The 24829-nt window shown below is 42.2% G+C and carries 37 protein-coding genes and 1 pseudogene; all 38 read right to left on the bottom strand.

Features of this window, described 5'->3' with window-relative positions:
• Positions 1-9: 9 nt before the first annotated feature.
• A complete protein-coding gene (gene rplQ / locus MHI16_RS00880; protein WP_003216944.1) occupies positions 10-372 on the bottom strand; it encodes a 50S ribosomal protein L17 in 363 nt (120 codons plus the stop codon).
• Between the two features lie 76 nt (positions 373-448).
• Entirely contained in the window at positions 449-1393 is a 945-nt protein-coding gene (locus MHI16_RS00875; protein WP_003217009.1) for a DNA-directed RNA polymerase subunit alpha, read from the bottom strand.
• Between the two features lie 175 nt (positions 1394-1568).
• On the bottom strand, positions 1569-1964 hold the full coding sequence (gene rpsK / locus MHI16_RS00870; protein WP_003217231.1) for a 30S ribosomal protein S11: 396 nt from the start codon (positions 1962-1964) through the stop codon (positions 1569-1571).
• Between the two features lie 20 nt (positions 1965-1984).
• The gene (gene rpsM, locus MHI16_RS00865; RefSeq protein WP_003217023.1) at positions 1985-2350 is read right to left on the bottom strand and encodes a 30S ribosomal protein S13; all 366 of its coding nucleotides are present in this window, start codon (positions 2348-2350) and stop codon (positions 1985-1987) included.
• Between the two features lie 21 nt (positions 2351-2371).
• On the bottom strand, positions 2372-2485 hold the full coding sequence (gene rpmJ, locus MHI16_RS00860) for a 50S ribosomal protein L36 (RefSeq protein ID WP_003156543.1): 114 nt from the start codon (positions 2483-2485) through the stop codon (positions 2372-2374).
• Between the two features lie 31 nt (positions 2486-2516).
• The gene (infA, locus tag MHI16_RS00855; protein WP_003217190.1) at positions 2517-2735 is read right to left on the bottom strand and encodes a translation initiation factor IF-1; all 219 of its coding nucleotides are present in this window, start codon (positions 2733-2735) and stop codon (positions 2517-2519) included.
• Positions 2713-3019, bottom strand: a pseudogene (locus MHI16_RS00850) (RNA-binding protein). Before MHI16_RS00850 ends, infA begins: the two are co-directional and overlap by 23 nt.
• A gap of 27 nt (positions 3020-3046) precedes the next feature.
• Positions 3047-3793, bottom strand: a complete 747-nt coding sequence (gene map / locus MHI16_RS00845) for a type I methionyl aminopeptidase (protein ID WP_003217210.1) — start codon at positions 3791-3793, stop codon at positions 3047-3049.
• On the bottom strand, positions 3790-4443 hold the full coding sequence (locus tag MHI16_RS00840; protein ID WP_012008711.1) for an adenylate kinase: 654 nt from the start codon (positions 4441-4443) through the stop codon (positions 3790-3792). Before MHI16_RS00840 ends, map begins: the two co-directional genes overlap by 4 nt.
• 55 nt (positions 4444-4498) lie before the next feature.
• Entirely contained in the window at positions 4499-5791 is a 1293-nt protein-coding gene (gene secY, locus MHI16_RS00835; RefSeq protein WP_012008710.1) for a preprotein translocase subunit SecY, read from the bottom strand.
• A 1-nt stretch (position 5792) separates the two neighbouring features.
• Positions 5793-6233, bottom strand: coding sequence for a 50S ribosomal protein L15 (gene rplO / locus MHI16_RS00830; protein ID WP_012008709.1), 441 nt, complete (start codon positions 6231-6233; stop codon positions 5793-5795).
• A gap of 30 nt (positions 6234-6263) precedes the next feature.
• Entirely contained in the window at positions 6264-6446 is a 183-nt protein-coding gene (rpmD, locus tag MHI16_RS00825; RefSeq protein ID WP_003217067.1) for a 50S ribosomal protein L30, read from the bottom strand.
• A gap of 13 nt (positions 6447-6459) precedes the next feature.
• Positions 6460-6960, bottom strand: a complete 501-nt coding sequence (gene rpsE / locus MHI16_RS00820) for a 30S ribosomal protein S5 (protein ID WP_003217179.1) — start codon at positions 6958-6960, stop codon at positions 6460-6462.
• A 24-nt stretch (positions 6961-6984) separates the two neighbouring features.
• Positions 6985-7347, bottom strand: coding sequence for a 50S ribosomal protein L18 (gene rplR / locus MHI16_RS00815; protein ID WP_003216951.1), 363 nt, complete (start codon positions 7345-7347; stop codon positions 6985-6987).
• 32 nt (positions 7348-7379) lie between these two features.
• On the bottom strand, positions 7380-7916 hold the full coding sequence (rplF, locus tag MHI16_RS00810; RefSeq protein ID WP_058015807.1) for a 50S ribosomal protein L6: 537 nt from the start codon (positions 7914-7916) through the stop codon (positions 7380-7382).
• Between the two features lie 31 nt (positions 7917-7947).
• On the bottom strand, positions 7948-8346 hold the full coding sequence (rpsH, locus tag MHI16_RS00805; RefSeq protein WP_003217040.1) for a 30S ribosomal protein S8: 399 nt from the start codon (positions 8344-8346) through the stop codon (positions 7948-7950).
• Positions 8347-8377: 31 nt separating this feature from the next.
• Entirely contained in the window at positions 8378-8563 is a 186-nt protein-coding gene (rpsN, locus tag MHI16_RS00800) for a 30S ribosomal protein S14 (RefSeq protein ID WP_008356542.1), read from the bottom strand.
• Positions 8564-8585: 22 nt separating this feature from the next.
• Positions 8586-9125, bottom strand: a complete 540-nt coding sequence (rplE, locus tag MHI16_RS00795; protein ID WP_003217159.1) for a 50S ribosomal protein L5 — start codon at positions 9123-9125, stop codon at positions 8586-8588.
• 25 nt (positions 9126-9150) lie between these two features.
• Positions 9151-9462, bottom strand: a complete 312-nt coding sequence (gene rplX / locus MHI16_RS00790; RefSeq protein WP_003217151.1) for a 50S ribosomal protein L24 — start codon at positions 9460-9462, stop codon at positions 9151-9153.
• 35 nt (positions 9463-9497) lie between these two features.
• The gene (gene rplN / locus MHI16_RS00785; RefSeq protein WP_003216882.1) at positions 9498-9866 is read right to left on the bottom strand and encodes a 50S ribosomal protein L14; all 369 of its coding nucleotides are present in this window, start codon (positions 9864-9866) and stop codon (positions 9498-9500) included.
• A 39-nt stretch (positions 9867-9905) separates the two neighbouring features.
• Positions 9906-10169, bottom strand: a complete 264-nt coding sequence (gene rpsQ / locus MHI16_RS00780) for a 30S ribosomal protein S17 (RefSeq protein ID WP_012008705.1) — start codon at positions 10167-10169, stop codon at positions 9906-9908.
• 25 nt (positions 10170-10194) lie between these two features.
• Positions 10195-10395 carry a 50S ribosomal protein L29 gene (rpmC, locus tag MHI16_RS00775; RefSeq protein ID WP_003217155.1) on the bottom strand — a complete coding sequence of 67 codons (201 nt, stop codon included), beginning with the start codon at positions 10393-10395 and terminating at the stop codon, positions 10195-10197.
• Positions 10385-10819: a 50S ribosomal protein L16 gene (rplP, locus tag MHI16_RS00770; RefSeq protein WP_003156478.1), complete on the bottom strand. Its 435-nt coding sequence runs from the start codon at positions 10817-10819 to the stop codon at positions 10385-10387. Before rplP ends, rpmC begins: the two co-directional genes overlap by 11 nt.
• A gap of 1 nt (position 10820) precedes the next feature.
• Positions 10821-11477, bottom strand: coding sequence for a 30S ribosomal protein S3 (rpsC, locus tag MHI16_RS00765; RefSeq protein WP_003217241.1), 657 nt, complete (start codon positions 11475-11477; stop codon positions 10821-10823).
• Positions 11478-11480: 3 nt separating this feature from the next.
• On the bottom strand, positions 11481-11822 hold the full coding sequence (rplV, locus tag MHI16_RS00760) for a 50S ribosomal protein L22 (RefSeq protein ID WP_058015806.1): 342 nt from the start codon (positions 11820-11822) through the stop codon (positions 11481-11483).
• 17 nt (positions 11823-11839) lie between these two features.
• On the bottom strand, positions 11840-12118 hold the full coding sequence (rpsS, locus tag MHI16_RS00755) for a 30S ribosomal protein S19 (RefSeq protein WP_003216920.1): 279 nt from the start codon (positions 12116-12118) through the stop codon (positions 11840-11842).
• A 57-nt stretch (positions 12119-12175) separates the two neighbouring features.
• On the bottom strand, positions 12176-13009 hold the full coding sequence (gene rplB / locus MHI16_RS00750) for a 50S ribosomal protein L2 (RefSeq protein WP_003217065.1): 834 nt from the start codon (positions 13007-13009) through the stop codon (positions 12176-12178).
• Positions 13010-13037: 28 nt separating this feature from the next.
• Positions 13038-13325, bottom strand: a complete 288-nt coding sequence (rplW, locus tag MHI16_RS00745; RefSeq protein ID WP_003217016.1) for a 50S ribosomal protein L23 — start codon at positions 13323-13325, stop codon at positions 13038-13040.
• Entirely contained in the window at positions 13325-13948 is a 624-nt protein-coding gene (gene rplD / locus MHI16_RS00740; RefSeq protein ID WP_003217216.1) for a 50S ribosomal protein L4, read from the bottom strand. The genes rplW and rplD overlap by 1 nt, the downstream gene beginning before the upstream one ends.
• Positions 13949-13975: 27 nt before the next feature.
• Positions 13976-14605, bottom strand: coding sequence for a 50S ribosomal protein L3 (rplC, locus tag MHI16_RS00735; RefSeq protein WP_012008703.1), 630 nt, complete (start codon positions 14603-14605; stop codon positions 13976-13978).
• 37 nt (positions 14606-14642) lie between these two features.
• A complete protein-coding gene (gene rpsJ, locus MHI16_RS00730; protein WP_003156464.1) occupies positions 14643-14951 on the bottom strand; it encodes a 30S ribosomal protein S10 in 309 nt (102 codons plus the stop codon).
• Between the two features lie 218 nt (positions 14952-15169).
• Complete coding sequence (locus MHI16_RS00725) at positions 15170-16129, bottom strand: alpha/beta hydrolase (protein WP_058015805.1); 960 nt, start codon at positions 16127-16129, stop codon at positions 15170-15172.
• A 110-nt stretch (positions 16130-16239) separates the two neighbouring features.
• Positions 16240-17430, bottom strand: a complete 1191-nt coding sequence (gene tuf, locus MHI16_RS00720; RefSeq protein WP_058015804.1) for an elongation factor Tu — start codon at positions 17428-17430, stop codon at positions 16240-16242.
• Positions 17431-17548: 118 nt separating this feature from the next.
• Positions 17549-19627, bottom strand: coding sequence for an elongation factor G (gene fusA, locus MHI16_RS00715; protein WP_058015803.1), 2079 nt, complete (start codon positions 19625-19627; stop codon positions 17549-17551).
• A gap of 54 nt (positions 19628-19681) precedes the next feature.
• Positions 19682-20152, bottom strand: a complete 471-nt coding sequence (rpsG, locus tag MHI16_RS00710) for a 30S ribosomal protein S7 (protein WP_003216884.1) — start codon at positions 20150-20152, stop codon at positions 19682-19684.
• Positions 20153-20272: 120 nt separating this feature from the next.
• Complete coding sequence (gene rpsL / locus MHI16_RS00705; RefSeq protein WP_003216962.1) at positions 20273-20692, bottom strand: 30S ribosomal protein S12; 420 nt, start codon at positions 20690-20692, stop codon at positions 20273-20275.
• Between the two features lie 112 nt (positions 20693-20804).
• Positions 20805-21053 carry a 50S ribosomal protein L7ae-like protein gene (locus tag MHI16_RS00700; RefSeq protein WP_058015802.1) on the bottom strand — a complete coding sequence of 83 codons (249 nt, stop codon included), beginning with the start codon at positions 21051-21053 and terminating at the stop codon, positions 20805-20807.
• Between the two features lie 145 nt (positions 21054-21198).
• Complete coding sequence (gene rpoC, locus MHI16_RS00695; RefSeq protein ID WP_058015801.1) at positions 21199-24798, bottom strand: DNA-directed RNA polymerase subunit beta'; 3600 nt, start codon at positions 24796-24798, stop codon at positions 21199-21201.
• Positions 24799-24829: the final 31 nt, after the last annotated feature.

Here is a 24829-nt window from a genome sequence, read left to right as displayed (position 1 = left end):
GCTATGTGATTAAACTAATTCAATGACAGCCATTGGTGCGCCATCGCCGCGACGAGGTCCAAGCTTCATGATACGAGTGTATCCACCTTGGCGATCTTCGTAGCGAGTTGCAACGTCAGCGAATAATTTTTGAAGTGCATCTTGGTTTGTTTCAGCGTTAGCTACTTCATTACGAATGTAAGCTGCAGCTTGACGGCGAGCATGAAGATCTCCGCGTTTGCCAAGAGTGATCATTTTTTCAACTACAGAGCGAAGTTCTTTCGCACGTGTTTCAGTTGTTTCGATGCGTTCGTTGATGATCAAATCAGTCGTTAGGTCACGAAGCATTGCTTTACGTTGTGCACTAGTGCGTCCTAGCTTTCTGTATGCCATGTGATGTCCCCTCCTTAGTTAGAGAATGCTGTATGAATAAAAAACACACGAAAATCCTAGTTCACAATGAAACTAGTCAATCGTCTTTACGAAGACCCAGTCCAAGTTCTTCTAGTTTCGCTTTCACTTCTTCAAGAGATTTACGTCCAAGGTTACGAACTTTCATCATATCCTCTTCTGTCTTGTTAGCAAGCTCTTGAACAGTATTAATACCCGCACGCTTCAAACAGTTGTAAGAACGAACAGAAAGATCAAGCTCTTCAATTGTCATTTCAAGCACTTTTTCTTTTTGGTCTTCTTCTTTCTCAACCATAATTTCAGCATGCTGAGCTTCGTCAGTTAACCCAACGAAAATATTCAGGTGTTCAGTTAAAATCTTAGAACCTAGAGCGATCGCTTCTTTCGGTCCTGTGCTTCCATCAGTCCATACATCTAGTGTTAATTTATCATAGTTTGTGATTTGCCCAACACGGGTGTTCTCCACTTGATAAGTCACACGAGATACAGGTGTATAGATTGAGTCGATCGGAATCACACCGATTGGCTGATCGTCTCTTTTGTTTGCATCAGCAGGATTATACCCGCGACCTCTTTGTGCAGTTAAGCGAACACGGAAGCTCGCATTCTTGCCAAGAGTTGCGATGTGGAGATCTGGATTTAAGATTTCAATATCGCTGTCGTGTGTAATATCAGCAGCTGTTACAGTACCTTCATCTTGTACATCAATTTCAAGCGTCTTCTCTTCTTCAGAGTAGATTTTGAGTGCAAGCTTTTTAATGTTTAAGATAATCGTTGTAACATCTTCAACCACGCCTTCGATCGTTGAGAATTCGTGTAAGACACCATCTATCTGGATCGATGTTACAGCTGCACCAGGAAGTGAGGATAAAAGGATACGACGAAGGGAGTTCCCTAAAGTGGTACCATATCCACGCTCAAGTGGCTCTACGACAAACTTGCCATACTTGGCATCGTCGCTGATTTCAACCGTTTCGATTTTTGGTTTTTCAATTTCGATCATCTAATAAAACCCTCCTTCAAAACGTCGAAACCTCGAATAGAATCATATGAGATTCCATCCGAAATTCCTCATTGTTTAGTCCCGTATGTGCTCAGGCAACGAGTCGTGTATTCGTCTCATAAATAACTGTATCATAACCCATTATTGACAGGGACACAAAATCTATACAAACAAATTACACGCGGCGACGTTTTGGTGGACGGCATCCGTTATGAGGAACTGGAGTTACGTCTCTGATTGCAGTAACTTCAAGACCTGCAGCTTGAAGTGCACGAATTGCAGCTTCACGACCAGAACCAGGACCTTTAACAGTTACTTCAAGTGTTTTAAGACCATGTTCGATAGAACCTTTAGCAGCAGTTTCAGCAGCCATTTGTGCAGCGAAAGGAGTAGATTTACGAGAACCTCTGAATCCTAATGCACCAGCACTTGACCAAGAAATTGCGTTTCCATGAACATCAGTAATCGTTACAATCGTGTTGTTGAAAGTGGAACGGATATGAGCGATTCCAGCTTCAATATTCTTTTTCACGCGACGTTTACGCGTATTTTGTTTACGAGCAGCAGCCATTCTTTAACTACCTCCTTTACTTATTTTTTCTTGTTAGCTACAGTACGACGCGGACCTTTACGAGTACGCGCGTTGTTTTTTGTGTTTTGTCCACGAACAGGAAGTCCTCTACGATGACGGATTCCGCGGTAGCTTCCGATTTCAATTAGACGCTTAATGTTAAGTGAAACTTCACGACGAAGGTCACCTTCTACTTTAAGTTTGTCAATGATATCACGGATTTTACCAAGTTCGTCTTCAGTTAGATCGCGAACGCGAGTGTCTTCAGAAACACCTGCTTCTTTAAGGACTTGTTGCGCAGTCGTACGACCAATTCCAAAAACATATGTTAAAGAAATGACAACACGTTTATCACGTGGAATATCTACACCAGCAATACGAGCCATGATTTGGGCACCTCCTTGTTATTAGCCTTGTTTTTGTTTATGTTTTGGGTTTTCACAGATCACCATTACTTTTCCTTTTCTGCGAATAACCTTACATTTTTCACAGATAGGTTTAACAGATGGTCTCACTTTCATGTGTTTCCAACCTCCTTCTTCCGGAGTTGCTTTATTTGTAACGGTACGTAATTCTACCACGAGTTAAGTCATATGGAGATAATTCTACCGTAACTTTGTCTCCAGGTAAAATGCGAATGAAGTGCATACGGATTTTTCCTGATACATGAGCCAAAACTGTATGACCATTCTCTAGTTCAACTTTGAACATTGCATTTGGCAAAGTTTCTGCTACAGTACCTTCCACTTCAATTACATCGTCTTTCGCCATTCAAGTGTTCTCCCTTCTTCAAATCAGTAACTTGCTCTCTGACAAATGTCCAAATGAGTTCATCTCAATTGTCCATCTATCACCCGACCTGTTTTGAATATACTGTTCTGAACTTCCGGAGATACGCAACCATAAAGGTTATATGATTGATATTTTTTCTTAGGAGAATGAAATTTACGCTTTTCTCCGTCTGCGATTAGTACATGGCAGCCACCGAACATGCCGATGACACCTGTATACTGATCTTGTTCTTTCCTTTGGACTATACAGACAACCTGCCCGATTTGGGCCTGAAAGGCTTCAGTGAAGACCTAAATCTTAGTCAGTATATCAAAACCTGTATCTGTAATCGCAATCGTATGCTCAAAGTGAGCACACTTTTTCCCATCAACCGTTACAACCGTCCAGTTATCAGCCAATGTTTTCACATATCGGCTGCCTGCGTTCACCATCGGTTCGATGGCCAACACCATTCCAGGTTTTAGCCGCGGGCCTTTGTTGGGCGGACCATAATGAGGAATTTGAGGGTCCTCATGAAGATCCTGTCCGACCCCATGTCCAACATATTCTCTAACAACTGAGAAATTCTCGTTTTCTACATACGTTTGTATGGCATGGGAAATGTTCGACAGACGTTCGCCTGGCTTTGCTTCCTGTAAGCCTTTATATAGAGATTCCTCTGTGACTTCCAGTAGTTTGCGGTCTTCATCGCTGATTACCCCAACTGGATAAGTCCAAGCAGAGTCACCATGATAGCCATTTAACTTCGCGCCAATATCGATACTAATGATGTCACCATCACGTAAAACCCGTTTACCAGGAATACCGTGAACGAGTTCTTCATTCACCGAAACGCAAATGCTCCCGCGAAAACCATTATACCCTTTAAAAGATGGGATTGCACCCTGCTTTGTAATAAAACGTTCGGCAATTTGATCCAATTCTTTTGTCGAAATACCTGGTTTTATATGTTTCTTCAGCTCTTCATGAGTCAGTGCGACAATGCGTCCAGCTTCTCTCATAATCTCAAGCTCGCGAGGAGTTTTACAGATAATCATTTATTTAATCCCCCAAGCAGGTCCTTGATATCTGCATATACATCGTTAATGTGTTTTGCACCATCAATGTTTGCAAGATATCCTTTTTCTGAATAGAAGTTCAGTAAAGGTTCAGTCTGCTTTAAGTTTACTTCAAGTCTAGTCGAAACGGTTTCTGCATTATCATCTGCACGTTGATAAAGCTCGCCTCCACACTTATCGCAAACATTTTCTTTCGCAGGTGGATTGAATACTAAATGATATGTTGCTCCGCAATTTTTGCAAATTCTTCGGCCAGTCAGACGCTCCATCAAAGCATCTTTATCGACTTTAATATTAATGACATAATCAATCGTTCTGCCAAGGTCCTTTAGAATGTCTTCTAAAGCTTCAGCCTGAGCGACTGTTCGCGGAAATCCGTCCAGAAGAAAACCTTGCTCACAATCATTTTTGCCAAGTCTTTCTCTAACAATACCGATTGTGACCTCATCAGGAACAAGCTCTCCTTTATCGATAAAGGATTTTGCTTCGAGCCCAAGTTGTGTCTCCTCTTTCATAGCAGCGCGGAACATATCTCCTGTTGAGATATGAGGGATCCCATAATCATCAACAATTCGTTCTGCCTGAGTACCTTTACCAGCACCCGGAAGCCCCATTAAGACTAAGTTCATTTCGGATTTCCCCTTCCTTACTTAGAGAGGTTGGGCAGGAGCCCAGCCCTCTGTTTTATTTCATAAATCCACGGTAGTTTCGTTTCACTAATTGGCTTTCAAGCTGTTTCATTGTTTCAAGTGCAACACCTACAACAATGAGAAGACTTGTGCCGCCAATTTGTGCAGCGGAAGGTAATCCAGCGAATTGAATGAAAAAGATAGGAAGTATTGAAATCACGGCTAAGAAAATGGCGCCCACAAACGTGAGTCGGTACAAAATGCTCGTAATTCTATCTTGAGTCATTTTCCCTGGACGAACTCCCGGGATATAGCCACCCTGCTTTTGCAGATTTTCAGCCATTTGTTCAGGATTCACTTGGACAAAGGCATAAAAATATGTGAAAGCAACAATCAGTGCTACATAAATCGTCATACCGATTGGCTTAGTATAGTCAAAGTTGTTGGTTATCCAAGTTGTCACATTATTAGTTCCGAAGAACGATGCGACCGTCTGCGGAGTAATAATGAATGAAACGGCAAAGATGACTGGAATCACCCCTGCTGGATTCACTTTCAATGGAAGGTGCGTTGCTTGACTAGCAGACATTTGTGCACGGCCAGTTCCTTTTGAATATTGAATCGCAATCTTTCTCACTGCCATTTGAATGTAAATAACACCGATAACAATGACAAGGATAGCAATGACAATAAGGGCAATTTTCAGGATTTGCATGAACAGCTGTCCATCTCCACCTACAAACTGCTGAGCGTACACTTGTTTTAATGTTTGAGGGATACCTGCGATGATACCGGCAAAGATAATAATCGAAATACCGTTACCAACGCCGTGAGCAGTAATCTGCTCTCCCAGCCACATTAAAAATGCTGTTCCCGCAGTGAGTACGACCGCAATTAAGAGGTACGTTGAAACACCTGGGTTTTCAATCAGCATGCCTCCTGCCATATTATTGAATCCATATGACATTCCTAACGCCTGGATAAAACCTAGAACAATTGTAAAATACCTTGTGAATTGTGCTAATTTTCGGCGGCCAACCTCTCCTTGCTTTGACCACTCAGTGAACTTCGGAACAACATCCATCTGCAAGAGCTGAATGATGATCGAAGCAGTGATATACGGCATAATCCCCATTGCAAGAATGGAGAATTGGAAAAGTGCCCCGCCCCCAAACGTGTTGAGGATCCCGAAAACACTCATTTGATCCTGTGCCTGGAGAACTTCGGCGTTCACATTAGGCACAGGGATGAAAGCACCTATACGAAAGACGATTAACATTAAAAGAGTGAATATAATCTTATTCCGTATATCTTTCACGCGCATAAAATTGGAGATTGTCTTAAACAAGTTAGATCACCTCGGCTGTACCGCCAGCAGCTTCAATCGCTTCTTTAGCAGAAGCAGAGAATTTATTGGCTTTTACAGTTAATTTTTTTTCTAATTTACCGTTGCCAAGAATTTTTACTCCTGCTTTTAACTTGCTTATTGCACCAGTCTCTAGAAGAAGTTCAGGAGTTACTTCCGTTCCTTCGTCAAAACTGTTTAATCTGTCTAAGTTGATTACCGCGTAATCTTTACGGTTGATGTTTGTAAAACCACGTTTTGGAAGACGTTGGAATAAAGGCATCTGACCACCTTCGAAACCAGGGCGTACACCGCCGCCAGAACGAGCGTTTTGACCTTTATGACCTTTACCAGAAGTTTTACCGTTACCTGATCCAATACCACGACCAACACGGTTGCGTTCTTTACGTGAACCTTCTGAAGGCTTCAATTCATGAAGTTTCATTTGGGCACCTCCTTATCGATTAAAAATGTTTTATTGTTCTTTAACAGAAACTAAATGAGACACCTTGTTAATCATGCCGCGGATCGCTGCATTGTCTTCATGAACGACTGTTTGGTTTGTTTTCTTTAGACCAAGAGTACGAACAGTGACACGCTGATCTTCTGGGCGACCGATTACACTGCGTTTGAGGGTAATTTCTAATTTATTTGCCATTATTGTTCCCTCCTTATCCTAACAGGTCTTCTACAGATTTTCCACGAAGCTTCGCAACGTCTTCAGCACGTTTAAGTTCACTTAAACCCTGAAGTGTTGCGCGGATCATGTTGATCGGTGTATTAGAACCTAGAGATTTAGAAAGGATATCAGCTAGACCAGCAAGCTCAAGAACCGCACGCACTGGGCCTCCAGCGATAACTCCTGTACCTTCTGAAGCAGGCTTCAATAGAACGTTTCCTGCACCGAATCGACCGATGATTTCATGTGGAATTGTAGTTCCAACCATTGGTACTTCAATTAAATTCTTTTTCGCATCTTCAACAGCTTTGCGGATCGCTTCTGGTACTTCTTGTGCTTTACCAGTACCGAAACCTACATGACCGTTTTTGTCACCGACAACAACTAAAGCTGCAAAACGGAAACGACGTCCACCTTTAACAACTTTCGCTACGCGGTTAACCGTAACTAAGCGTTCTTCTAACTCTAATTTGCTTTGGTCAATACGACTCATTCGGATGTGTCCCTCCTTCTTTTATTAAAATTTAAGTCCAGCCTCACGAGCAGCTTCAGCTAGAGCTTTTACACGTCCATGATATAAGTATCCTCCGCGGTCAAATACCACGTTAGAAATTCCTTTTTCAACAGCACGTTTTGCAACAAGTTCGCCAACTTTAGTAGCAGCTGCAGCGTCAGAACTATTCTCGATCTTTAACTCTTTATCAAGAGTAGAAGCACTTACAAGTGTTACACCGTTAACATCATCAATTACTTGAGCGTAGATGTTCTTGTTAGAACGGAAAACGTTAAGGCGAGGTCTTTCAGCAGTACCTGAAAGTTTCGCACGAACACGAGCGTGTCTTTTAAGACGAGTAGCGTTTTTGCTAGTTTTCGTAATCATCCGAGTCACTCCTTTCTTCACATTAAGCGATCTTACTTACCAGTTTTTCCTTCTTTACGGCGAACGAATTCACCTTCGTAACGAATTCCTTTACCTTTGTAAGGCTCTGGAGAACGGACAGCGCGGATGTTAGAAGCTAGAGCTCCCACACGCTCTTTATCGATACCTTTAACGACTACTTTCGTTTGAGATGGAACTTCGACTTCAACTCCAGCCTCAGGAACGATTTCAACTGGATGAGAGTATCCAACGTTAAGAACAAGTTTGTTTCCAGATTTAGCTGCACGGTAACCGACACCGATAAGTTCTAAACCTCTTTCGAAACCTTTAGATACACCTTCAACCATGTTTGCAATTAAGCTACGTGTTGTACCATGTAAAGCACGGTGTTCTTTATGATCAGACGGACGGCTTACAGTTAAGACGCTGTCCTCAATTTTAATTTCCATATCAGGGTGAAATGTACGAGTTAGTTCACCTTTTGGTCCCTTTACTGTCACTGTGTTATCGTTGTTTGTCACAGTAACTCCTGAAGGGATCTCGATTAGTTTTTTACCTATACGAGACATACCAAGCACCTCCATTCATCTTAAACTTTTTTTACCATACGTAAGCAAGTACTTCTCCACCAGCTTGTTTAGCACGGGCTTCTTTGTCCGATAAAACACCTTGTGATGTAGAAATAATTGCGATTCCAAGTCCGTTAAGTACACGTGGTACTTCATTTGATTTCGCATATACACGTAAACCAGGTTTACTGATTCTTTTTAGACCAGTGATAACACGTTCGTTGTTTTGGCCATATTTAAGGAACATACGGATAATTCCTTGTTTGCTGTCTTCAACATATTCAACGTCACGGATAAAACCTTCACGCTTTAAGATTTCAGCAATTTCTCTTTTGATTTTTGAAGCCGGTACTTCTAGCTTCTCATGACGTACCATGTTCGCATTGCGAATACGAGTCAGCAAATCTGCAATCGGATCTGTCATAACCATTATTTAATAACCTCCTTCCCATTTATGGGGATTACCAGCTGGCTTTTTTAACGCCAGGAATTTGTCCTTTATATGCAAGTTCGCGGAAACAAATACGGCAAAGTTTAAACTTGCGAATTACTGAATGTGGACGTCCACAACGTTCGCAGCGCGTATACTCTTGAACTTTAAACTTTTGTTTGCGTTGTTGTTTCGCAATCATAGACTTTTTAGCCACGATTTCGCCTCCCTTTCATTGATTATTTCTGGAACGGCATACCTACTTGAGTTAATAACTCACGTGCTTCTTCGTCCGTATTGGCAGTCGTAACGATAACGATATCCATACCGCGGACTTTTGTTACTTTATCGTAATCAATTTCTGGGAAGATTAACTGTTCTTTAATACCAAGCGTGTAGTTTCCACGACCGTCGAAAGATTTCTTAGAAATCCCGCGGAAGTCACGTACACGTGGTAAAGATACAGAAATAAGTTTATCAAGGAAATCGTACATGCGCTCTCCGCGAAGTGTTACTTTCGCACCGATTGGCATTCCTTCACGTAGACGGAATCCAGCAATAGACTTCTTCGCACGAGTAACGACAGGTTTTTGACCAGCGATAAACGTTAATTCTTCAACAGCAGTATCGATTGCTTTAGCGTTTTGAACGGCGTCACCAACACCCATGTTGATCACGATTTTTTCGATTTTTGGCACTTGCATTACTGATTTGTATTCAAACTTAGAAACTAATGCAGGTGTAATTTCTTTTACATACTTTTCTTTAAGGCGGTTCATGAGAAAGACCTCCCTTCCTTATTTACTATTTATCTAGAACTTGCCCAGATTTTTTCGCTACACGGACTTTCTTTCCGTCCTCAACTTTATACCCAACACGTGTCACTTCACCCGTTTTAGGATCAAGCGGCATAACGTTTGATACGTGGATCGGCGCTTCTTGTTCAGAAATTCCGCCCTGAGGGTTAGCTTGGGTTGGTTTAGAGTGTTTTTTCACAAGGTTAATACCTTCTACTAAAACACGGTCATTCTTAGGGAAAGCAGCAAGGATGACTCCTTGTTTACCTTTATCTTTACCAGAGATAACCACTACTTTATCGCCCTTTTTAACATGCATTTAATCGCACCTCCTTGAGTCGCGGATTGTATTCATTAAAGTACTTCTGGTGCTAGAGAAACAATTTTCATATAGTTGTTTTCACGAAGTTCACGTGCTACTGGTCCGAAGATACGAGTTCCACGTGGGCTCTTGTCGTCACGGATAATGACACATGCATTTTCATCAAAGCTGATGTAAGATCCATCGTTTCTGCGAGCTCCGCTCTTTGTACGAACGATAACTGCTTTCACAACTTCACCTTTTTTGACAACGCCTCCTGGTGTTGCTTGTTTAACCGTACAAACAATGACATCACCGATGTTAGCCGTCTTACGTCCAGAGCCACCAAGAACTTTAATCGTTAGTACTTCGCGTGCGCCAGAGTTGTCAGCTACTTTTAAACGAGTCTCCTGTTGAATCATTAATGTTACCTCCTTTCGGAAAAAGAAATCCGAACTTTATTAGATAATAACGGCTTCTTCGACAACTTCAACTAGACGAAAGCGTTTAGTCGCAGATAAAGGACGAGTTTCCATCACCTTTACGATGTCTCCGATTTTTGCTTGGTTGTTTTCATCATGTGCTTTTAACTTTTTAGAGTATCTTACACGTTTGCCATAAAGTGAATGCTTTTTGTATGTTTCAACTACAACAGTGATGGTTTTATCCATTTTGTCAGAAACAACACGACCTTGATACACTTTACGTTGGTTACGTTCGCTCATGTTTGCGGGGCCTCCCCTCTAATTATTATTTATTAGCAGCGATTTCTCTTTGACGAATCACAGTTTTCATGCGTGCGATTGATTTACGCACTTCACGAATGCGAGCAGTGTTTTCAAGCTGCCCAGTCGCTAATTGGAAACGAAGATTGAAAAGTTCTTCTTTAAGAGACTTTACTTTTTGTTCAATTTCAGCAGTGGTAAGGTCACGAATTTCATTAGCTTTCATTTGATTCACCACCAATTTCTTCACGTTTTACGAACTTCGTTTTAATTGGCAATTTGTGAGATGCAAGACGAAGAGCTTCACGAGCAACTTCTTCAGACACACCAGAAATTTCAAATAAAACTTTGCCCGGTTTTACTACAGCTACCCATCCTTCTGGAGCACCTTTACCGGAACCCATGCGGACTTCTAGAGGTTTTGCTGTGTATGGCTTAGAAGGGAAAATTTTAATCCAAACTTTACCGCCACGTTTCATGTAACGAGTCATAGCAATACGAGCAGCTTCGATTTGACGGTTTGTGATCCAAGAAGCTTCTAGAGCTTGGATACCGTACTCACCGAAATGTACTTCAGTACCACCTTTTGCACGACCACGCATTTTTCCACGATGTTCTCTGCGATACTTCACGCGTTTTGGCAATAACATATTATTTTCCTCCTTCCGCAGTATTCTTCTTAGTTGGAAGGACTTCTCCACGATAGATCCATACTTTTACGCCAAGCTTACCATAAGTAGTGTCAGCTTCAGCAGTAGCATAGTCGATGTCAGCACGAAGTGTGTGCAACGGAACAGTACCTTCACTGTAATATTCAGAACGAGCAATATCTGCACCGCCAAGACGACCAGAAACCATTGTTTTGATTCCTTGTGCTCCAGCACGCATTGTGCGTTGGATTGTTTGTTTTTGTGCACGACGGAATGAAATACGATTTTCAAGTTGACGAGCGATGTTTTCAGCAACTAGCTGAGCATCAAGATCTGCTCTTTTGATTTCAAGGATGTTGATGTGTACACGTTTGCCAGTTAGGCTGTTAAGAGCTTTACGAAGTGCTTCAACTTCAGATCCGCCTTTACCAATTACCATACCTGGTTTAGCCGTGTGGATTGTGATATTTACGCGGTTTGCAGCACGTTCGATTTCTACTTTAGAAACAGACGCGTCAGACAAACGCTTGCTGATGAATTCACGGATTTTCAAGTCTTCATGTAAGAAGTCAGCGTAATCTTTTCCTGCGAACCATTTAGATTCCCAATCACGAATGACGCCAATACGAAGACCTACTGGATTTACCTTTTGACCCACGGATTATCCCTCCTTCTTTTCTGATACAACGATTGTAATGTGGCTAGTACGTTTGTTAATTGCGCTCGCACGACCCATAGCACGTGGACGGAATCTCTTAAGTGTTGGACCTTCGTCAACGAATGCTTGTGAAATCACTAGGCTGTTAGCGTCCAACTCGTAGTTGTGCTCAGCGTTTGCGATAGCAGATTTTAATACTTTTTCAATAATTGGTGAAGCAGCCTTAGGTGTAAGGTTTAAGATAGAAACTGCTTCTCCTACTTGCTTACCTCGGATCAGGTCCATTACTAGACGTGCTTTACGAGGAGCAATACGGACTGTTCTTGCGACAGCTTTAGCTTGCATTTAAAAGCCTCCTCTCATTAGCGTCTTGTTTTTTTATCGTCACTAGCATGACCTTTGTAAGTACGGCTTGGTGCGAATTCGCCCAATTTGTGACCTACCATATCTTCAGAAATGAAAACAGGTACATGTTTGCGTCCATCATAGACAGCGATTGTGTGACCGATGAATTGTGGGAAAATTGTAGAACGACGAGACCAAGTTTTTACGACTTGCTTTTTGTCAGTTTCATTCAATTTCTCGACTTTAGCCATCAAATGATCATCAACAAATGGTCCTTTTTTTAAGCTGCGAGCCATTGTGGAACCTCCCTTCGTGATTGAACTACGGTCCTAAATGAACCGTAGACAACCCCGTTACTTGTTTTTACGACGACGTACAATGAATTTATCAGACTTGTTGGTTTTCTTACGAGTCTTGAATCCAAGAGTCGGTTTGCCCCATGGAGACATTGGTGATTTACGTCCGATTGGAGCGCGTCCTTCACCACCACCGTGTGGGTGATCGTTAGGGTTCATTACAGAACCACGAACTGTTGGGCGTACGCCTTTCCAGCGTGAACGTCCAGCTTTACCGATGTTAATTAATTCGTGTTGCTCGTTTCCAACTTGACCGATAGTCGCACGGCAAGCAGAAAGAATCATACGAACTTCTCCTGAGTTCAAACGTACAAGAACGTATTTACCTTCTTTACCAAGAACTTGAGCAGAAGTACCAGCAGAACGAACTAATTGTCCACCTTTACCTGGTTTTAATTCAATGTTATGCACAACTGTACCAACTGGGATGTTGATAAGTGGAAGAGCGTTACCTGGTTTGATGTCAGATTCTGGTCCAGAAGTAACTTCAGTACCAACTTGGATTCCTTTCGGAGCAAGAATGTAACGTTTCTCACCATCTGCATAGTTTACAAGAGCGATGTTCGCTGAACGGTTTGGATCATACTCGATTGTAGCAACGCGTCCAGGTATACCGTCTTTATCACGCTTAAAGTCGATGATACGGTATTGACGTTTATGACCGCCACCTTGATGACGAACAGTCATTCTACCTTGGTTGTTACGTCCGCCTTTTCTGTGAAGCGGCGCAAGCAACGATTTTTCTGGTTTGTCAGTCGTGATTTCAGCAAAATCTGAAGTAGTCATGCCACGACGACCATTACTGGTTGGTTTATACTTTTTAATCGCCATTTTGAATTTCCCTCCTTCTTTTTAAGATTTACGCTTCAAAAATTTCGATTTCTTTGCTGTCAGCAGTTAATTTCACGATCGCTTTTCTGCGACGGCTAGTCATACCAGTGTAGCGTCCAACGCGTTTAGATTTTCCTTTGTAGTTTTGAACGTTGACTTTCTCAACTTTCACTCCAAAGATTTCTTCAACAGCATCTTTCACTTCTGTTTTGTTAGCTCTGACATCAACTTCGAACGTGTACTTCTTCTCTGTCATTAGATCAGCAGAACGTTCAGTAATGATAGGGCGCTTTAGAACATCACGAGGATCTTTCATTATGCAAGTCCCTCCTCTACTTTTTCAACCGCTGCTTTAGTGATCAGAAGTTTCTCGTGGTTGACAACGTCAAGAACGTTGATACCGTTAGCTTCAACAACTGTTACTCCAGGGATGTTACGAGCAGATAAAGCAACTGTTTCGTTTGCATCCGCAGTGACGATCAACGCTTTCTTCTCGACAGATAATCCTTTAAGGATGCCTGCGAATTCTTTCGTTTTCACTGCATCAAGAGTCAGATCTTCAAGAACGATGATGTTGTTGTCGATTACTTTAGAAGACAATACTGACTTGATAGCCAAGCGGCGAACTTTTTTAGGTAATTTATAAGAATAGCTGCGTGGTGTTGGACCGAATACGATACCGCCTCCGCGCCATTGTGGTGAACGGATAGAACCTTGACGAGCACGACCAGTACCCTTCTGTCTCCAAGGCTTACGACCTCCGCCACGTACTTCAGAACGAGTTTTTACTTTGTGAGTTCCTTGACGTAAGGAAGCTCTTTGCATAAGAATAGCATCGAATACTACGCTTTCGTTTGGCTCAATTCCAAACACAGAAGCGTTTAATTCGATTTCACCGTTAGTAGAACCGTTTTGGTTAAATAATGCTACTTTTGGCATGACTTGTTTCCTCCTTTCCTAAGAGAGTTATTTAGATTTAACTGCACTCTTTACAGTTACTAGAGATTTTTTAGCTCCTGGTACATTTCCTTTGATCAATAGAAGATTGCGTTCTGCATCAACTTTAACGATCTCAAGGTTTTGGACAGTGATTTGCTCTCCGCCCATACGACCTGGAAGAAGTTTACCTTTGAATACTCGGTTTGGATCAACAGGTCCCATTGAACCAGGACGACGGTGATAACGTGAACCGTGAGTCATTGGTCCGCGTGATTGTCCGTGGCGCTTGATAGCCCCTTGGAATCCTTTACCTTTTGATGTTCCTGTTACATCTACGATATCTCCATTTGCGAAAATATCAACTTTGACTTCCTGACCAACTTCATACGCATCTAACTCCGCACCGCGTAATTCTTTTACGAAGCGCTTAGGAGCAGTTTCCGCTTTAGCAACGTGGCCCTTCTCTGGTTTGTTAGAAAGCTTTTCACGTTTGTCGTCAAAACCGATTTGGATTGCTTCATAGCCATCCGTGTCAGTAGTCTTCTTTTGAAGAACAACGTTAGCAGCAGCCTCAACAACAGTTACTGGGATAAGATCACCGTTTTCTGCGAATACTTGCGTCATACCAATTTTTCTACCTAAGATTCCTTTGGTCATTAGTCACACCTCCTATAATATGTGTTTTCTATTTGAATTAAAGTTTGATTTCGATATCTACACCAGATGGTAAATCTAAACGCATAAGTGCATCAACTGTTTGTGGAGTTGGATTCACGATGTCGATTAGACGTTTGTGAGTACGCATCTCAAATTGCTCGCGAGAATCTTTGTACTTATGCACCGCACGAAGGATTGTGTAAACTGATTTTTCAGTTGGAAGCGGAATTGGACCAGATACACTAGCACCAGAACGCTTAGCCGTTTCAACAATCTTCTCAGCAGATTGATCAAGAATTCTATGATCATATGCTTTTAAACGAATACGAATTTTTTGTTTTGCCATTATTTTCCCTCCTTTTCGCCTACTTACGTTAGACAGTTCTCCGTGAGAAAAACCTGATCACCTTGCCATGGCAAAGCGGCCGGGTGTGTCAGCAACCTCTCACTTCATCGCAGTCAAAGACCAACATGCACTATTGTATCAAATTGGCCTGCGTGTTGCAATAATAAATCGGATAAATTTATGATTTGCACACTTTTCATATTATACAGGGGTTGAGCCTATAAATCAAGCTTTCCCTGAAGATGATGTACAGCAGTCTTTTTTATGGTACGAATAAATTCTTCTGGTTCTTCTAGATGCGGGGAATGTGCAGATTCTTTAAAGGTGAACCATTCTTTGATTGGTGCTGTTAATTTCTCAACATATGGTTTTGATACAGCAGCTGGTGTAATCATGTCATATTCACCAACGATAAAGTAACAGGGTATTAATATAGTAGAAACTCGGTATTCAATGCTCTCATTCATCAATTCATCCCATAGCATGTCCTGACTAAGCTTCTGTCCTTTCAGGAAATTCCACTTATCTTTGAGCTGATATGTCTTACTAAAAAGAAACCCGCGCAGCATTTGAATCAGCGGCCTCCACTTGTGTGTGAAACCTACGCTTCCGAGCTCTTTATATAGAGAGAACAGAGCATGAGCTGATATTCGTTTCCACGGAGGAGGCGTCAGTAATCGCAAACACCATGTAAACAACCGATTACGATGGTATTTCTTCAAAAGAAGCTCGTACGACACAATATCCTCTTTTAATACATCTACTACCTGACTAATTCCATAATAAGCATGATATAAATCTGGGCGCTTATGTACTGCTTGTATGGCGATTAATGACCCCCATGAATATCCGGCGATGTACAGTTTTGATTGACCTAGATATGAAAGGACCTTCTCTGTGAGTTCAATCGTATCTTCAATAAATTGCTGAATGGTCATGGAGCTATCGGGGAGATTCTTTTGATAGGAAAGTCCCGCACCTCGCTGATCCCAATGAACCACTGTAAAATCCCGATTAAGCCCCTCATGAAACGAATCAATATAACTGATTTGAGCGGAGCCGGGCCCACCGTGTACAAATAATAGAACAGGCTTCGTTTCACTTGTGTGATCTTCTTTGATCATAATCCATTGGTCAACTCCGCCGATTAACCATTTCTTCAAATATGTCTTCGCCATTCCAGTGATCCTCTCGGTTCCATTTAGATTCTATAGCTAATAGTAGCCGTTCTGATCTGGAAAAGCAAAAAAAGAGACCCTTTTGCAAGGAGTCTCTTTTATATGTTTTATTACTTAATGATAGTTGAAACGACGCCAGAACCTACAGTACGTCCACCCTCACGGATAGAGAAACGAGTTCCTTCTTCGATAGCGATAGTAGAGATAAGTTCAACTTCCATCTCAGTGTTATCGCCAGGCATTACCATTTCAGTACCTTCTGGAAGATGTACGATACCAGTTACGTCAGTTGTACGGAAGTAGAACTGCGGACGGTAGTTAGCGAAGAATGGAGTATGACGTCCACCCTCTTCTTTAGAAAGTACATAAACTTCAGCTTTGAAACGGCTATGTGGAGTGATTGTACCTGGTTTAGCAAGTACTTGACCACGTTGGATATCTTCACGAGATACACCACGAAGTAATGCACCGATGTTGTCACCAGCTTCAGCATAGTCAAGAAGCTTACGGAACATTTCAACACCTGTAACAGTTGTTTTACCATTGTCTTCTTGAAGACCGATGATTTCAACTTCGTCGCCGACTTTAACTTGTCCACGCTCAACACGACCAGTAGCAACTGTTCCACGACCAGTGATTGAGAATACGTCCTCAACTGGCATCATGAATGGCTTGTCAGTGTCACGCTCTGGAGTTGGGATGTACTCATCAACCGCGTCCATAAGTTCAAAGATTTTTGCTTCGTAATCAGCATCTCCTTCAAGAGCTTTAAGAGCAGAACCTTTGATAACTGGAACATCGTCACCAGGGAAGTCATAGTCAGAAAGAAGGTCACGAACTTCCATTTCAACAAGTTCAAGTAACTCTTCATCGTCAACCATGTCACATTTGTTAAGGAATACTACGATGTATGGTACACCTACGTTACGAGAAAGTAGGATGTGCTCACGTGTTTGTGGCATTGGACCATCAGCAGCAGATACTACTAAGATCGCGCCGTCCATTTGAGCAGCACCAGTGATCATGTTTTTAACGTAGTCAGCGTGTCCTGGGCAGTCTACGTGTGCATAGTGACGAGTGTCTGTTTCATACTCGACGTGTGAAGTTGAGATTGTGATTCCACGCTCGCGCTCTTCTGGAGCACCATCGATTTGGTCATATCCCATAGCTGATCCTTTACCAGACTTCTTATGAAGAACTGTTGAGATAGCAGCAGTTAGAGTTGTTTTACCATGGTCAACGTGTCCAATTGTACCAATGTTAGCATGCGATTTGGAACGGTCGAATTTTTCTTTAGCCATTCTAAAAATCCTCCTTAAAGGTTCATTGTATTTGGTATAGAGTGATAGAAAGTGAAGAGTTACCTCTCACTTTCTGATCTTCAATAGTAGTTATACTTTAGTTTAAAGGCAAAATCAATTATTCACCTTTATTTTTTTTGATGATTTCTTCACTAATGCTCTTAGGCACTTCTTCGTAGTGATCCATGTGCATAGTGAAAGTACCGCGTCCTTGTGTGTTAGAACGGAGTGAAGTTGCATATCCGAACATTTCAGAAAGTGGAACCATTGCGCGAACAACTTGAGCGTTACCGCGAGCTTCCATACCTTCTACACGTCCACGACGAGATGTGATATCACCCATGATGTCTCCCATGTATTCTTCAGGGATAACGACTTCCACTTTCATCATTGGCTCAAGTAGAACTGGGTTACATTTGCTAACAGCATTTTTCAATGCCATAGATGCAGCAATTTTAAACGCCATTTCGTTCGAGTCAACATCGTGGTAAGATCCATCAAATAATTTAGCTTTGATGTCGATTAATGGGAATCCAGCTAATACACCATTTTCAAGTGAATCTTCAAGACCTGCTTGAATAGCTGGAATGTATTCACGAGGAACAACCCCACCGACGATTGCATTTTGGAATTCGAAGCCTGCGCCTTCTTCGTTTGGTTCGAATTCGATCCAAACGTGTCCGAACTGACCACGTCCACCAGACTGACGTACGAATTTACCTTCAACTTTTGCACCAGAACGGAATGTTTCACGGTACGCAACTTGAGGAGCTCCTACGTTAGCTTCAACCTTGAACTCACGCTTCATACGGTCAACAATGATATCAAGGTGAAGCTCACCCATACCAGAGATGATCGTTTGACCAGTTTCAGGGTTTGTTTGTGTACGGAATGTAGGATCCTCTTCAGCTAGTTTAGCTAAAGCGATACCCATTTTATCTTGGTCAGCCTTTGATTTAGGCTCGATTGCTACATCGATAACTGGCTCTGGGAATTCCATAGACTCAAGGATAACAGTATCTTTCTCGTCACAAAGAGTGTCACCAGTAGATGTATCTTTAAGACCAACAGCTGCTGCGATATCCCCTGCATATACAGTAGAGATTTCTTCACGGCTGTTTGCGTGCATTTGAAGGATACGTCCAACACGCTCACGCTTGTTCTTAGAAGAGTTCTTCACGTATGAACCTGAAGCAAGTGTTCCAGAGTATACGCGGAAGAAAGTTAGTTTCCCAACATAAGGGTCAGTCATAACTTTAAATGCAAGAGCTGCGAATGGTGCGTCATCAGTAGACTCACGAACAACCTCTTCATTTGAATCTGGCAAGATACCTTTGATTGCAGCAACATCAGTTGGTGCAGGAAGGTAATCAAGCACAGCATCAAGTACAAGCTGAACACCTTTGTTTTTGAAAGCAGATCCAACAAGAACTGGGTAGAATTCAACATTCAACGTTCCTTTACGGATTGCAGCTTTCAATTCAGGAATTGTAATTTCTTCACCCTCAAGGTATTTTTCCATAAGCTCTTCATCAAGCTCAGCGACAGCTTCAATAAGGCTGTTGCGAAGCTCTTCAGCTTTGTCTTTATACTCAGCAGGGATTTCTTGTGCATCAGAGCGAGTTCCAAGGTCATCTTCGTAGAAGTATGCTACGTTATCTACAAGGTCGATGATTCCTTCGAATTGATCTTCAGCGCCGATCGGCAATTGAATTGCATGAGCGTTCGCTTGAAGACGATCTCTTAATGTGCTTACAGAGTAAAGGAAGTCCGCACCGGTTTTATCCATTTTGTTAACGAATACGATACGAGGTACTCCGTAAGTTGTTGCTTGGCGCCAAACTGTTTCAGTTTGTGGCTCTACACCTGATTGTGCATCAAGAACTGCTACCGCACCATCAAGTACACGTAAAGAACGTTCAACTTCAACAGTGAAGTCTACGTGTCCTGGTGTATCGATGATGTTTACACGGTAACCTTTCCATTGTGCTGTAGTAGCAGCAGAAGTGATTGTAATACCACGCTCTTGCTCCTGCTCCATCCAGTCCATTTGGGAAGCTCCTTCGTGAGTTTCACCAATTTTATGGATACGACCAGTGTAGTATAAGATACGCTCAGTCGTTGTCGTTTTACCGGCATCGATGTGAGCCATGATACCAATATTACGAGTTTTGTCTAAGGAGAACTCTCTTGCCATTGGGTAATTTCTCCTTCCTTATTAGGGAATAGTTTTTTTAGTTTGGTATAAATCCTACCAGCGGTAGTGAGCGAATGCTTTGTTCGCTTCTGCCATTTTGTGTGTATCTTCACGTTTCTTAACAGCAGCACCAGTGTTGTTAGCTGCGTCAAGGATTTCGTTAGCAAGACGCTCTTCCATCGTTTTTTCTCCACGAAGACGAGCGTAGTTTACTAACCAGCGAAGACCTAAAGTAGTACGACGGTCTGGGCGAACTTCTACAGGAACTTGGTAGTTAGCTCCACCTACACGACGTGCTTTAACTTCAAGAACTGGCATGATGTTTTTCAAGGCTTGTTCGAAAACCTCCATCGCTTCATTACCAGTACGTTCTTTGATGATATCAAATGACTTGTAGAGAATTGTTTGTGACTTTCCTCTTTTACCGTCGATCATCATTTTGTTGATCAAACGAGATACAAGTTTAGAATTGTAAATTGGATCTGGCAATACGTCTCTTTTTGCTACAGGACCTTTACGTGGCATCTGATAGCCTCCCTTCTCATTTAAAAGGATTTCTATCTGTCTCTCATCTCAATATCATTGTCAGCTGCCTGACTCCACTGATCTGATATCAACTTCTAAAAACCCTTATGTTTGTTTGTATTATTTGCTTTGTTTAGGGCGTTTTGTTCCGTATTTAGAACGTCCTTGCATACGACCGTCAACTCCGGCAGTATCAAGCGCACCACGAACGATGTGGTAACGTACACCCGGTAAGTCTTTTACACGTCCGCCACGGATAAGTACTACACTGTGCTCTTGTAGATTATGTCCGATACCAGGAATGTAAGCTGTTACCTCAATCAGGTTAGACAAACGTACACGAGCATATTTACGTAGTGCTGAGTTTGGTTTTTTCGGTGTCATTGTACCGACACGAGTACAAACCCCGCGCTTCTGTGGAGATGTTACGTTAGTGTGCTCTTTTTTGAAACTGTTGTATCCTTTGTTAAGTGCAGGAGACTTTGAGTTTTCAACTTTACTCACGCGTCCTTTGCGTATTAGCTGATTAATTGTAGGCATGTTGTTATTCCTCCCTTCGTTGCTTTTTTTATAACCCACATACCCAGGTGGTTCATTAAAAGGCAAAAAACAATGCTTTTGCATTTACACATGCAAAAACAAAACAAGTACGCTATAACATAATGGCAACAGCTGCTGCCCCAACTTCAATTCCGCAGGCTTTGCCGAGCTTTTTCATGGAATCTACCACTAGAATGTCTACACCCTTCTCTTGCGCTAGTTTTGTTACACTAGCTGTTAAAGCAGGATCAGCATCTTTCGCTACGACGATTTCCTTTACTGAATCTTGTTTCAGAGCTTTTACTGTTTGCTTCGTACCAATAATAATGGATTGGGCCTGTGATACTTTATCATAAGACATCGAATATCCTCCAAAGTAACAGGTTTTATTTTGAGCACCTTGGTTATATTATCATCATGGCAGAAGGATGTCAATATCATATGACAGATTATCTTGACATCCTTCACCATTTTTTGATGATTTTATAGGAATCTCACGAGAAAGATTACTCTACAGGAACCATATCGTCAGACGGCTGCACTTGTGAAACCGGCTTAACTTTACGGTAGTTTGGCATTCCTGTTCCAGCTGGAACAAGTTTACCGATGATAACATTCTCTTTCAAGCCAAGCAGTTCATCACGTTTTCCTTTGATCGCCGCATCTGTTAGGACACGAGTCGTTTCTTGGAAGGATGCTGCAGACAAGAATGAGTCTGTTTCAAGCGATGCTTTTGTAATACCAAGAAGAACTGGGCGGCCTGTTGCAGGGCGCTTGCCTTCGAATAGTACTTTTTTGTTCGCATCAGTGAATTGATGTACATCAAGAAGTGTGCCTGGTAATACATCTGTATCCCCTGCATCAGCGACACGCACTTTACGAAGCATTTGGCGAACCATTACCTCAACGTGCTTATCTCCGATTTCTACCCCTTGCATACGGTATACTTTTTGTACTTCATGAAGCAGATATTCTTGAACAGCTGTCATGTCAGTCACTTTAAGAAGTTCTTTCGGATCGATCGAACCTTCTGTCAGTACTTGACCACGAGTGACTTTGTCACCTTCAACAACTTTCAGACGTGCATTGTAAGGAGCTGTGTAAGAACGAGTTTCAACGTCGCCTTGAACCACAATTTCCTGCTGCTTGTCACGAACATCGTTAATTTCAGCAACGACACCATCAATTTCAGAAATGGTCGCTTGCCCTTTCGGATTACGCGCTTCAAATAGCTCTTGGATACGAGGTAAACCTTGTGTGATATCGTCTCCTGCTACCCCACCGGTGTGGAACGTACGCATTGTAAGCTGTGTTCCTGGCTCACCGATTGATTGAGCAGCGATGATTCCAACTGCTTCACCGACTTCAACGTCAGTACCAGTTGCAAGGTTACGGCCGTAGCATCGTTTACATACACCATGAGGCGTGTTACATGTAAATGCAGAACGGATCCATACTTCCTCAATTCCTGCTTCAACTACTTCAAGTGCTTTATCTTCATCAATTAGTTCGTTTTCGCCAACAATGACTTCGCCCGTTTCAGGATGAACAATTGGTTTTCTTGCAAAACGTCCAATTAGACGTTCTTCAAGTTTCTCAATAATTTCATTTCCTTCTCTAATGGACTTCGCCAAGATACCACGGTCTGTACCGCAATCTGTTTCACGGATGATAACATCCTGTGCAACGTCGACGAGACGACGCGTGAGGTAACCTGAGTCAGCTGTTTTAAGGGCTGTATCGGCAAGACCTTTACGCGCTCCGTGAGTGGAAATAAAGTATTCCAATACGGTTAAACCTTCACGGAAACTAGATTTGATCGGAAGTTCGATAATACGTCCAGCCGGGTTGGCCATCAGACCACGCATACCAGCCAGCTGAGTGAAGTTAGATGCGTTACCACGCGCTCCAGAGTCACTCATCATGTAGATTGGGTTGACTTCATCAAGGGACTTCATCAGTTTACCTTGGATGACATCTTTAGAAGAACTCCAGATCGAAATGACTCTCTCGTAACGCTCTTCTTCAGTAATCAAACCACGTCTGAATTGCTTCATGACGTTATCTACTTTTGCTTGCGCTTCTTCGAGGATCTTCTGTTTATCATCTAATACGACGATATCAGACACCCCAACCGTAATACCCGCTTTAGTAGAGTATTTGAAACCAAGATTTTTCATGCGGTCAAGCATTTTAGATGTCTCAGTGATATGGAATCTCTTAAAGATTTCCGCAATGATTTTACCTAAAATACCTTTTTTGAACGGCGCATTGATTTCTTGTTTCTCGATCGCCGCTTTGACATCTTCACCTTTTTCAAGGAAGAAGCGGTCAGGCGTTTTTTCTTCAATATTGCTCTTTGTCGGCTCATTCATGTAAGGGAATGATTCCGGTAAGATTTCGTTAAAGATCAGTTTTCCAACTGTTGTAATCAACAATTTAGAACGCTGTTCATCAGTGAATGTCACATTCTTCAACGAGTTAGCTGCAACAGCTACACGTGTATGAAGATGCACATACCCATTTTGATAAGCTAGAAGGGCTTCGTTCGTATCTTTGAAAACCATACCTTCTCCGATAGCACCTTTACGCTCAAGTGTAAGGTAGTAGTTACCAAGCACCATATCCTGAGATGGCGTAACAACAGGTTTTCCATCTTTCGGGTTCAAAATGTTTTGAGCAGCAAGCATTAAGATACGAGCTTCAGCTTGAGCCTCAGCAGATAATGGTACGTGAACCGCCATTTGGTCACCGTCAAAGTCAGCGTTGTAGGCTGTACATACAAGTGGATGCAGACGAATTGCGCGTCCTTCCACAAGTGTAGGTTCAAACGCTTGAATACCAAGTCTGTGAAGAGTCGGTGCACGGTTTAGTAAGACTGGGTGCTCGCGAATCACTGATTCTAAAACATCCCATACTTCCGGCTGCACGCGCTCAATTTTACGCTTCGCACTCTTGATGTTGTGAGCTAAACCTTTTTCAACAAGCTCCTTCATCACGAATGGTTTGAATAATTCAAGAGCCATTTCTTTCGGAAGTCCACACTGATACATTTTCAAATGTGGTCCTACGACGATAACGGAACGTCCAGAATAGTCAACACGTTTACCAAGCAAGTTTTGGCGGAAACGTCCTTGTTTCCCTTTCAACATATGAGAAAGAGATTTCAATGGTCTGTTTCCTGGTCCTGTTACTGGTCGGCCTCTACGTCCATTATCAATCAAGGCATCGACAGCTTCTTGAAGCATACGCTTCTCGTTCTGAACGATGATGCTTGGCGCGCCAAGATCTAATAAACGTTTCAGACGATTGTTACGGTTGATGACACGACGATAAAGGTCGTTTAAGTCAGAAGTAGCAAAACGTCCACCATCAAGCTGAACCATTGGACGTAATTCTGGCGGAATAACCGGAAGTACATCAAGAATCATCCATGATGGTTTGTTTCCTGAGTTACGGAAGGCTTCTAGCACTTCAAGGCGTTTAATCGCACGTGTACGACGCTGTCCTTGAGCAGTTTTCAGCTCTTCTTTCAGTGTATCTACTTCTTTGACAAGATCGATATCTTGAAGAAGTTTATTGATTGCTTCTGCACCCATAGCTGCTGAGAATGTATTACCGTATTTATCTAAATAAGCACGGAATTCCTTCTCAGAAAGAAGTTGTTTCTTCTCAAGCGGTGTGTTGCCCGGATCTGTCACAACGTAAGAAGCAAAGTAAATCACTTCTTCTAACGCACGTGGTGACATATCAAGAACAAGACCCATACGGCTTGGGATACCTTTGAAATACCAAATGTGGGAAACTGGGGCAGCCAGTTCAATATGCCCCATTCTCTCACGACGGACTTTTGCCCGTGTTACTTCTACACCACAACGGTCACACACAACACCCTTATAACGAACGCGTTTATACTTTCCACAATGACATTCCCAGTCTTTTTGCGGTCCGAAGATACGTTCACAAAAGAGACCATCTTTTTCAGGTTTCAGTGTACGATAGTTAATCGTTTCAGGCTTTTTCACTTCACCAAAAGACCAAGAACGGATTTTATCAGGTGATGCGAGACCGATGTTCATATACTCAAAATTGTTCACATCTAGCAAGGGGCCTACCTCCCTTTTAATCTTCGGGTTA

The organism is Bacillus sp. FSL K6-0923, from assembly GCF_038630825.1.
Lineage (GTDB): Bacteria > Bacillota > Bacilli > Bacillales > Bacillaceae > Bacillus > Bacillus pumilus.
This window is presented reverse-complemented; position numbering and strand designations above follow the sequence as displayed.

Bases quoted from the DNA above. Each gene is read 5' to 3' on its own strand.
- rplQ (WP_003216944.1), bottom strand. From the start codon at position 372: ATGGCATACAGAAAGCTAGGACGCACTAGTGCACAACGTAAAGCAATG.
- MHI16_RS00875 (WP_003217009.1), bottom strand. From the start codon at position 1,393: ATGATCGAAATTGAAAAACCAAAAATCGAAACGGTTGAAATCAGCGAC.
- rpsK (WP_003217231.1), bottom strand. From the start codon at position 1,964: ATGGCTGCTGCTCGTAAACAAAATACGCGTAAACGTCGCGTGAAAAAG.
- rpsM (WP_003217023.1), bottom strand. From the start codon at position 2,350: ATGGCTCGTATTGCTGGTGTAGATATTCCACGTGATAAACGTGTTGTC.
- rpmJ (WP_003156543.1), bottom strand. From the start codon at position 2,485: ATGAAAGTGAGACCATCTGTTAAACCTATCTGTGAAAAATGTAAGGTT.
- infA (WP_003217190.1), bottom strand. From the start codon at position 2,735: ATGGCGAAAGACGATGTAATTGAAGTGGAAGGTACTGTAGCAGAAACT.
- map (WP_003217210.1), bottom strand. From the start codon at position 3,793: ATGATTATCTGTAAAACTCCTCGCGAGCTTGAGATTATGAGAGAAGCT.
- MHI16_RS00840 (WP_012008711.1), bottom strand. From the start codon at position 4,443: ATGAACTTAGTCTTAATGGGGCTTCCGGGTGCTGGTAAAGGTACTCAG.
- rplO (WP_012008709.1), bottom strand. From the start codon at position 6,233: ATGAAACTTCATGAATTGAAGCCTTCAGAAGGTTCACGTAAAGAACGC.
- rpmD (WP_003217067.1), bottom strand. From the start codon at position 6,446: ATGGCAAATAAATTAGAAATTACCCTCAAACGCAGTGTAATCGGTCGC.
- rpsE (WP_003217179.1), bottom strand. From the start codon at position 6,960: ATGAGTCGTATTGACCAAAGCAAATTAGAGTTAGAAGAACGCTTAGTT.
- rplR (WP_003216951.1), bottom strand. From the start codon at position 7,347: ATGATTACGAAAACTAGCAAAAACGCTACTCGTCTTAAAAGACACGCT.
- rplF (WP_058015807.1), bottom strand. From the start codon at position 7,916: ATGTCTCGTATAGGTAAAAAACTAATCGAGATCCCTTCAGGAGTTACT.
- rpsH (WP_003217040.1), bottom strand. From the start codon at position 8,346: ATGGTTATGACAGATCCGATTGCAGATTTGCTGACTCGTATTCGCAAT.
- rplE (WP_003217159.1), bottom strand. From the start codon at position 9,125: ATGAACCGCCTTAAAGAAAAGTATGTAAAAGAAATTACACCTGCATTA.
- rplX (WP_003217151.1), bottom strand. From the start codon at position 9,462: ATGCATGTTAAAAAGGGCGATAAAGTAGTGGTTATCTCTGGTAAAGAT.
- rplN (WP_003216882.1), bottom strand. From the start codon at position 9,866: ATGATTCAACAGGAGACTCGTTTAAAAGTAGCTGACAACTCTGGCGCA.
- rpsQ (WP_012008705.1), bottom strand. From the start codon at position 10,169: ATGAGCGAACGTAACCAACGTAAAGTGTATCAAGGTCGTGTTGTTTCT.
- rpmC (WP_003217155.1), bottom strand. From the start codon at position 10,395: ATGAAAGCTAATGAAATTCGTGACCTTACCACTGCTGAAATTGAACAA.
- rplP (WP_003156478.1), bottom strand. From the start codon at position 10,819: ATGTTATTGCCAAAACGCGTGAAGTATCGCAGAGAACATCGTGGAAAA.
- rplV (WP_058015806.1), bottom strand. From the start codon at position 11,822: ATGCAAGCTAAAGCTGTCGCAAGAACAGTCCGTATTGCTCCTCGTAAA.
- rpsS (WP_003216920.1), bottom strand. From the start codon at position 12,118: ATGGCTCGCAGCTTAAAAAAAGGACCATTTGTTGATGATCATTTGATG.
- rplB (WP_003217065.1), bottom strand. From the start codon at position 13,009: ATGGCGATTAAAAAGTATAAACCAACCAGTAATGGTCGTCGTGGCATG.
- rplW (WP_003217016.1), bottom strand. From the start codon at position 13,325: ATGAAAGATCCTCGTGATGTTCTAAAGCGCCCTATCATTACTGAACGT.
- rplD (WP_003217216.1), bottom strand. From the start codon at position 13,948: ATGCCAAAAGTAGCATTATTTAACCAAAACGGTTCTACTAACGGTGAA.
- rplC (WP_012008703.1), bottom strand. From the start codon at position 14,605: ATGACCAAAGGAATCTTAGGTAGAAAAATTGGTATGACGCAAGTATTC.
- rpsJ (WP_003156464.1), bottom strand. From the start codon at position 14,951: ATGGCAAAACAAAAAATTCGTATTCGTTTAAAAGCATATGATCATAGA.
- MHI16_RS00725 (WP_058015805.1), bottom strand. From the start codon at position 16,129: ATGGCGAAGACATATTTGAAGAAATGGTTAATCGGCGGAGTTGACCAA.
- tuf (WP_058015804.1), bottom strand. From the start codon at position 17,430: ATGGCTAAAGAAAAATTCGACCGTTCCAAATCGCATGCTAACATTGGT.
- fusA (WP_058015803.1), bottom strand. From the start codon at position 19,627: ATGGCAAGAGAGTTCTCCTTAGACAAAACTCGTAATATTGGTATCATG.
- rpsG (WP_003216884.1), bottom strand. From the start codon at position 20,152: ATGCCACGTAAAGGTCCTGTAGCAAAAAGAGACGTATTGCCAGATCCA.
- rpsL (WP_003216962.1), bottom strand. From the start codon at position 20,692: ATGCCTACAATTAATCAGCTAATACGCAAAGGACGCGTGAGTAAAGTT.
- MHI16_RS00700 (WP_058015802.1), bottom strand. From the start codon at position 21,053: ATGTCTTATGATAAAGTATCACAGGCCCAATCCATTATTATTGGTACG.